The sequence below is a fragment of the Kitasatospora sp. NPDC059817 genome (genome assembly GCF_042731835.1).
Lineage (GTDB): Bacteria > Actinomycetota > Actinomycetes > Streptomycetales > Streptomycetaceae > Kitasatospora.
In genome coordinates, this window is sequence record NZ_JBHWIR010000216.1 from 1 (window position 1) to 6180 (window position 6180).

The window sequence follows — 6180 nt, forward strand, 5'->3', positions numbered from 1 at the left end:
GCTCACGCCTGGTGGGGGGGGGGGCTTGTTTTTTTTTAAGCCCCCGGGCGTCTCCCTCCGGCCCCCCCGCCCGGGGGGGGGGGCCCCCCAATCGCTCCCGCTTGGGGGCAGTTGGCGAGGAATGAGCCTCGGGGCCGATGGCCGCAGCTTCCGTCGACGGCGCTCAAGGGTCGGACGCCATGGGTCCGGACCCGACACGGCCCCTGATCGACAAAGATGAGCGCATGGACAGCGAACCTCTACAGATCCCGCTCGATCAGCTCCGACGCGCCTTCGAGCTGGCACTGCACCACATCGAAGCCTCAGCCGGCAGCACAGTAGCCGTCGAACGTGACTACTTCTGGTCCGTCCCCGGAGACGAACTCTACGACGTCCCCAACGAACCGAAGACGATCACCATAGGGCAGCTCTCCGAGTCCTGGCACCACCTTGAGCACCTACTCACCGACCCGGACCGGATCGTGGGCTACCACCTGGTCTGGCTCGCCGACGTCCTCCGCGCGATCGGACAGGACCACGTCGGATAGCCATCGCCCCAGCCAGCGAGGCGGTGCCGGCGCCGGCACCGTGATCTCTGAAGGTTGTCGAAGTCGATGGCGCCGAGCATCAGCGGGCTGTAGTAGGCCAGGCATGGCGTGTCCGCCCCTGCGGGGCTGTACTCGGTGAGGATGCCGATCAGCCGGGGTGTCCCTGCCACGCCCAGGAACACCGGGGTGCCGCCCCGCCCACCCCCACTCCCCCAGAGTTAGGAATCACGCCGGGCTGTCCACGAGCATCCGATTCGTCGGCCCCGGCCTCAGCGAAGCCGACGAAAGGCACGACGTGACCACCAGCGCTCCCGGCGGCACCCTCACCCTGGCCCCCGACCTCACCCTCAGCCGGATGGGCTACGGCGCCATGCAGTTGGCCGGCCCCGGCGTCTTCGGTCCCCCCAGGGACCGCGACCAGGCCTTGGCGGTCCTGCGCGAAGCCGTCGAGCTGGGCATCACCCACATCGACACCAGCGACTACTACGGACCGTTCGTCGTCAACGAACTCATCAAGGAAGCCCTGCACCCCTACCCGGCCGGACTGCACATCGTCACCAAGGTCGGCGCCCGCCGCAACGAGACCGGCGACTGGATCCCCTCGCAGGAGCCCGCGGACCTCAAGGCCCAGGTCCACGACAACCTCCGGCACCTCGGCCTGGAGGCACTGGACGTCGTCAACCTGCGCCTGGACTCGGTGGAAAACATCTCCGATGCGCCCATCGCCGAGCAGTTCGGCGCCTTGGCCGACCTGCGCCGTCAGGGGCTGATCCGCCACCTGGGCATCAGCGGCGTCTCCGACGCCCAGCTCACCGAGGCGCAGGCCATCGCCCCGGTCGTCACCGTCCAGAACCTCTACAACCTGGCCAACCGGCAGGACGACTCACTCGTGGACCGCTGCGCGGGCCAGAACATCGCCTTCGCCTCTTTCTTCCCCTTGGGCGGCTTCAGCCCGTTCCAGTCCCAGGTGCTCAACGATGTCGCCGCCCGTCTCGACGCCTCCCCGCAACAGGTCGCACTGGCCTGGCTGTTGCAGCGCTCGGCAACCACCGTCCTGATCCCCGGCACCTCCTCCGTCGCCCACCTGCGCGAGAACATCGCCGCGGCCGACCTGGTGCTGCCCGCCGACGCGGTCGCCGAACTCGACACCATCGGCTCCGCGAGATCGCGGTAGTCCTCAACGCGGCTGGCAGCGCTGCCACTTCGACTTCGCCGACGCCACGCCGATCATCGGGGACCACGGCCGTCGAGCCCATGGGCGGTGTTGCGAACGCCGCGGATCCCGCGTCCTGCGGCGGTTCCCGCACAGCCCGCCGGGATCCGGGTTCCGCCGCGGTTGCGCCCGTACGGGTGGCCTTCAGCGCTTCCGGCTCCCCTCCGTTCGCATACGGCACTAGGTTGCTGGGCGACCCGCTGGCCCGCTTCCCGGAGGACACCGATGGCCATCCCCGCTCTGGACCACTCGACGACCCGCTATTCCCTCCCCCACGCCTACTGGATGGCGCAGGCCGCCGGACTGGCCGTGCTGGACCGGGTCGGCATCGAGAACAAGGCCCACGCCTGGGGCTTCGACGAGGTGCGGCACTTCGAGTCGACGCACCAGATGCCGTTCCCGATCGAGGACACCCAGGCCTACACCATGGCCAGCGACCGCATGATCGTCACCGGCTTCCGGGGCACCGAGGTCCTGAAGATCTACGACTGGCTCACCGACGTCAGCACCCCGCCCGTTCCCGGACCGGCGAACAAGGGCTTCGTCCACTACGGCTTCCACCAGGCCCTGCGGTCCGTCTACCCCGAGATCCGCGACACCATCCGGGGACTGCGCACCAACGGGCAGAGCGTCTGGTTCACCGGCCACAGCCTCGGCGGCGCCCTCGCCATGCTGGCCGGCGCCTGCTGGTACTTCGAGGAGCCTCGCCAACTCCCCGACGGCGTCTACACCTTCGGCCAGCCCCGCACCTGTGAACGCCTTCTCGCCGCCGCCCACAACACGGCTTTCAGGGACCGCTGCTACCGCTTCGTCAACAACAACGACATCGTCCCCCAGCTCCCGCCCGAGCCGGCCTTCACCCACGTCAACGCACTCCGCTACTTCGACGCCGACGGAGAGCTCCACGAGGCCATGCCGCTCATCGCCGGGCTGAAGGACCGGGCGAAGGGCTACCGCCAGGACATGTTCGCCCCCGAGACCGACGGCATCAAGGACCACCACCTGCGCAACTACCTCGCCGCGTTCGAGAAGAACCTCGCCACAGCCGCCTGATCGCAGGACACCCGGGGCCGACCCCACAGGGCCGGGCCCGACCCGACGTCCGCTCCACAACCCAACGGGAGGCTGCGGCGGACGGCGAGGAGTCCGGGCTTCGTGGGCGAAGCGGCCGTGACCGGCACGGGGTCTGCACGGTGTCCTGCTTCGCCCGGAGCCGGGTTGATGTCTCGTTGGGCCGACCACCTCGCCGCCCATCAGTACGGCTCAGTACGGCGATGCGTCAGCGCCGCCTGACTCTGCCCTTCTCCGAAGCCGCCGTCGGCCGGGCATCGAACGTACAATCGCCGGACGAGTAGGTGCGGGAGGGCGCAGTGGGACACTTCGAGGGCTTCGACGTCACCGGGTTCTGGGACGATTCGGCGTACGCGCTGGAGCAGTACGTGGAGGAGGCCCCGCCCTCGCCGGAGTTGGTCGCGTCGTTGGAGGAGGAGCTCAGCGGATACCGTCTGCCCGACTCCTACGTCGCGCTGATGACCGTGCACAACGGCGGCACCCCGGCCCGGACCTGCTTCCCCATGCCCGAAGCGACGTCCTGGGCCGACGACTACATCGAGATCACCGGAATCCGGGGCGTCGGGCGGACCCGTCCGCGATCGCTCGGCGGCGAGTTCGGCAGCCGGTTCTGGATCGACAGGTGGGAGTACCCCGACATCGGTGTCTACTTCGCCGACACCCCCTCGGCCGGCCACGACATGCTCGCCCTCGACTACCGCGCGTGCGGCAGGCACGGCGAGCCGACCGTGGTGCACGTCAGCCAGGAGGCCGACTTCGCGATCACCTTGGTCGCGGAGAACTTCGAGGCGTTCGTCACGGGCCTGGTCGACGAGTCCGTCTACGACACCTCGGAGCAGGACCGGCTCGCCGACCTGGCCGCGGTGCGCGACGGCAGCTTCTCCCCCGTCCTGCTGCGCGCCTTCCGCGAGGTCGCGGACGTTCTGCCCGACGCGGACCGGCGAATGCGGGCGCTCGCCGAGGCCCTCGTGCACGACAAGGGGTTCTTCGCCCTGCACGCCGACGCGCGCTCCACGCTCATGTACGACTACCTGTTCTGGCTGTTCAGCAGCTTCAACCGGGTCGACTCCTTCGAGCGGTACCTCAGGACGCCTCCGCAGAACGAGCCTTCCTACGCGCTGCCGGACTACGAGCTCATGATCGCCTTCGGCCTCGAGTCCGAGCAGTACGGCTTCCGCACCGGCGGATACGCCCCCGGCTTCCTCGAAGACTGGTGGAACTCCCGTATCACTTCCGGTCAGATCGTCGAGACTGCCGACGGCTACCGGTTGACCGACGCCGCCGTCACCACGCTGCTCGACGGACTCGCCACCGTAGCCGGGCAGGACGGGTAGCCGTATCCGCCGGGCTGCTTGATGCCCGACACGCCGGCGGCACCGTTTCCTCCGCCCCGGAAAGGGACCACGCCATGACCGCCCCGCACGCCTTCCCCCTGCAACCCACCCCGATCCATGTGCCCGACGAGGTCCTCGACGATCTGCGCACCCGTCTCGCACTGACTCGTCCGCCGCTGGACGAGGGGAACGAGGACTGGTCCTACGGCGTCCCGGACAGCTACCTCCGTGAACTGGTCGCCTACTGGCGGGACGGGTACGACTGGCGCAAGGCCGAGGCCGCCATCAACGCCCACGAGCACTACCAGGTGAGCGTCGGCGGCGTCCCGGTGCACTTCCTGCGCAGGCCCGGCCGCGGCCCCCACCCGATCCCGTTGATCCTCACCCACGGCTGGCCGTGGACGTTCTGGCACTGGTCGAAGGTGATCGACCCGCTCGCCGACCCGGCCGCACCTTCCACGACCGCAGGCCCTGAACAGCCCTGCCGGCCCGCCCGGCGACGGGCCGGGCGGGCGTTGCCCCGCGCGGGGCGTGCGCGGGGGCGACGGTGGGATCAGACGGTGGGATCAGGGGTGCTGGAAGGCGACCTCCGGGTCGGCCGGTGACGGGCCGTCGAGCAGTGGCTGCGGGATGCCACGCAGGTGCAGGTCGAAGAAGGCCCCGACGTAGGCGCGGGTGATCTCCTCCGCGCGCTGCGCCGGGATCGGCACGGCGGGGCCGGCCACGCCCAGCTGTGCGGCGAGGACGGGCAGGTCGGTGAAGCTGGAGTGGTCGGAGCCGGCGATGGTCAGCCACCGCTTCCAGCCGTCCAGGCGCGCCCAGTCGCGGTCCCAGCTGGTGTCCGCGCCACCCGGGCTGTGGTTGGCCAGGGTGCCGAACATGAGGAAGGGGCGGCCCTGGAGGCCGGTGGCGGGGACCGGCGCGAGGAAGGTTCCGTCCATGTTCACCCCGGCTCGTACCCGGTCGTCAACAGCCATGGTCGCGGCGGCGGCGTTACCGCCGATGGAGTGCCCGGCCATGCCGATCCGCCGCGGGTCGATCACGCCGGCGTATCGCCACGGTGAGTGACGGTCAGTCAACTGATCGACGACGAAGGAGAGATCCGTGGCCCGGCTCCGGGCTATCGCCTCCAGAGCGTCGAGGGTGGGGGTCTGGTCGCAGACGGCGCAGGTGCGGGTCCGTCCGTCGGGGAAGGTCACACCGGTGGACTCGTAGGTGTGGTCGACCAGCGCGACGACGTACCCGCGACTGGCCAGGTCCTCGGCGAGGCCGGTGAGGGTGGCGCGCGGCAGCCCGAGGCCGGGCGAGAGCACCAGCAGGGGGAACCTGCCGCGCTCCGGCCGGGCGTCGGCGTGCGCGTAGGTGCGGGTGCCGCCGAGTGCTTCGGCCGGGACGGCGCCGCCCTGAGCCGCCTGCTGAAGCAGCAGCCGGGCCTCCTCGGTGGTCATGTAGGGAGCCGGTCCGCCGGTCCCGGGCCGGGCCGGGTAGTACGTCGACACCATCAGTTCCCGGGCACCCGCGGCCGGCACCCAGGGATCCCGGCGGTGCTGGTCGACGAGGTGCAGGGTGCCGCGTCCGATCGCGTGCGGACCCGTCGGGCGGGGAAGCTCCAGCTGGACGCCGGAGCTGTCCGAGGCCGTGGCGGGGGCCGCGGAGGGAGCGGTGGCGGAGGGCCCGGGCGCGGCGAACGCCGTACCCGCTCCGATGATCGGCAGCGGCAGGACGAGCGTGAGCACGGCGGCCAGGGCAGCACGACGGATTCTGGTCATGCCGGCGACGCTAGTTCGCGGGCGCAGTAGTTGACATCCCCTCAGGGGAGGACGGGGAAGGGGACAAGGCATCCCAGCGGAGGAGGACCGGGCATCCCAGCGGATGAGGGCGGACGGGCCAGCGCAACAGGCGGGCTGGCACAACAGGCCGGACGGGCCGCGGCGGGGGGGGGGGGGGGGGGCGGGCGGGGGGGGGGGGCGCCCCCCGAACCACACCACACGCAACAAACCGCGAAAAACCAAAACGAGAGAGCACCGCGCGGCGG

General features: G+C 70.5%; 5 protein-coding genes and 1 pseudogene. 5 read left to right on the top strand and 1 reads right to left on the bottom strand.

What is annotated here, in order from left to right; all coding sequences use genetic code 11:
* Positions 1 to 224: 224 nt before the first annotated feature.
* From ACFV61_RS30830 to ACFV61_RS30850, 5 genes and pseudogenes are all read left to right on the top strand, one after another.
* Positions 225 to 527, top strand: coding sequence for a hypothetical protein (locus ACFV61_RS30830; RefSeq protein WP_380334699.1), 303 nt, complete (start codon positions 225 to 227; stop codon positions 525 to 527).
* 295 nt (positions 528 to 822) lie between these two features.
* Positions 823 to 1701, top strand: coding sequence for an oxidoreductase (locus ACFV61_RS30835; RefSeq protein WP_380495189.1), 879 nt, complete (start codon positions 823 to 825; stop codon positions 1699 to 1701).
* A gap of 264 nt (positions 1702 to 1965) precedes the next feature.
* Positions 1966 to 2793, top strand: coding sequence for a lipase family protein (locus ACFV61_RS30840; RefSeq protein WP_063352084.1), 828 nt, complete (start codon positions 1966 to 1968; stop codon positions 2791 to 2793).
* 317 nt (positions 2794 to 3110) lie between these two features.
* Positions 3111 to 4145: an SMI1/KNR4 family protein gene (locus ACFV61_RS30845; protein ID WP_380495191.1), complete on the top strand. Its 1035-nt coding sequence runs from the start codon at positions 3111 to 3113 to the stop codon at positions 4143 to 4145.
* A gap of 74 nt (positions 4146 to 4219) precedes the next feature.
* Positions 4220 to 4597: pseudogene (locus ACFV61_RS30850) on the top strand (epoxide hydrolase N-terminal domain-containing protein); the annotation flags it as partial.
* A 114-nt stretch (positions 4598 to 4711) separates the two neighbouring features.
* Here the strand turns inward: ACFV61_RS30850 and ACFV61_RS30855 are convergent.
* Positions 4712 to 5914 carry an alpha/beta hydrolase family protein gene (locus ACFV61_RS30855; protein ID WP_380495193.1) on the bottom strand — a complete coding sequence of 401 codons (1203 nt, stop codon included), beginning with the start codon at positions 5912 to 5914 and terminating at the stop codon, positions 4712 to 4714.
* Positions 5915 to 6180 lie beyond the last annotated feature (266 nt).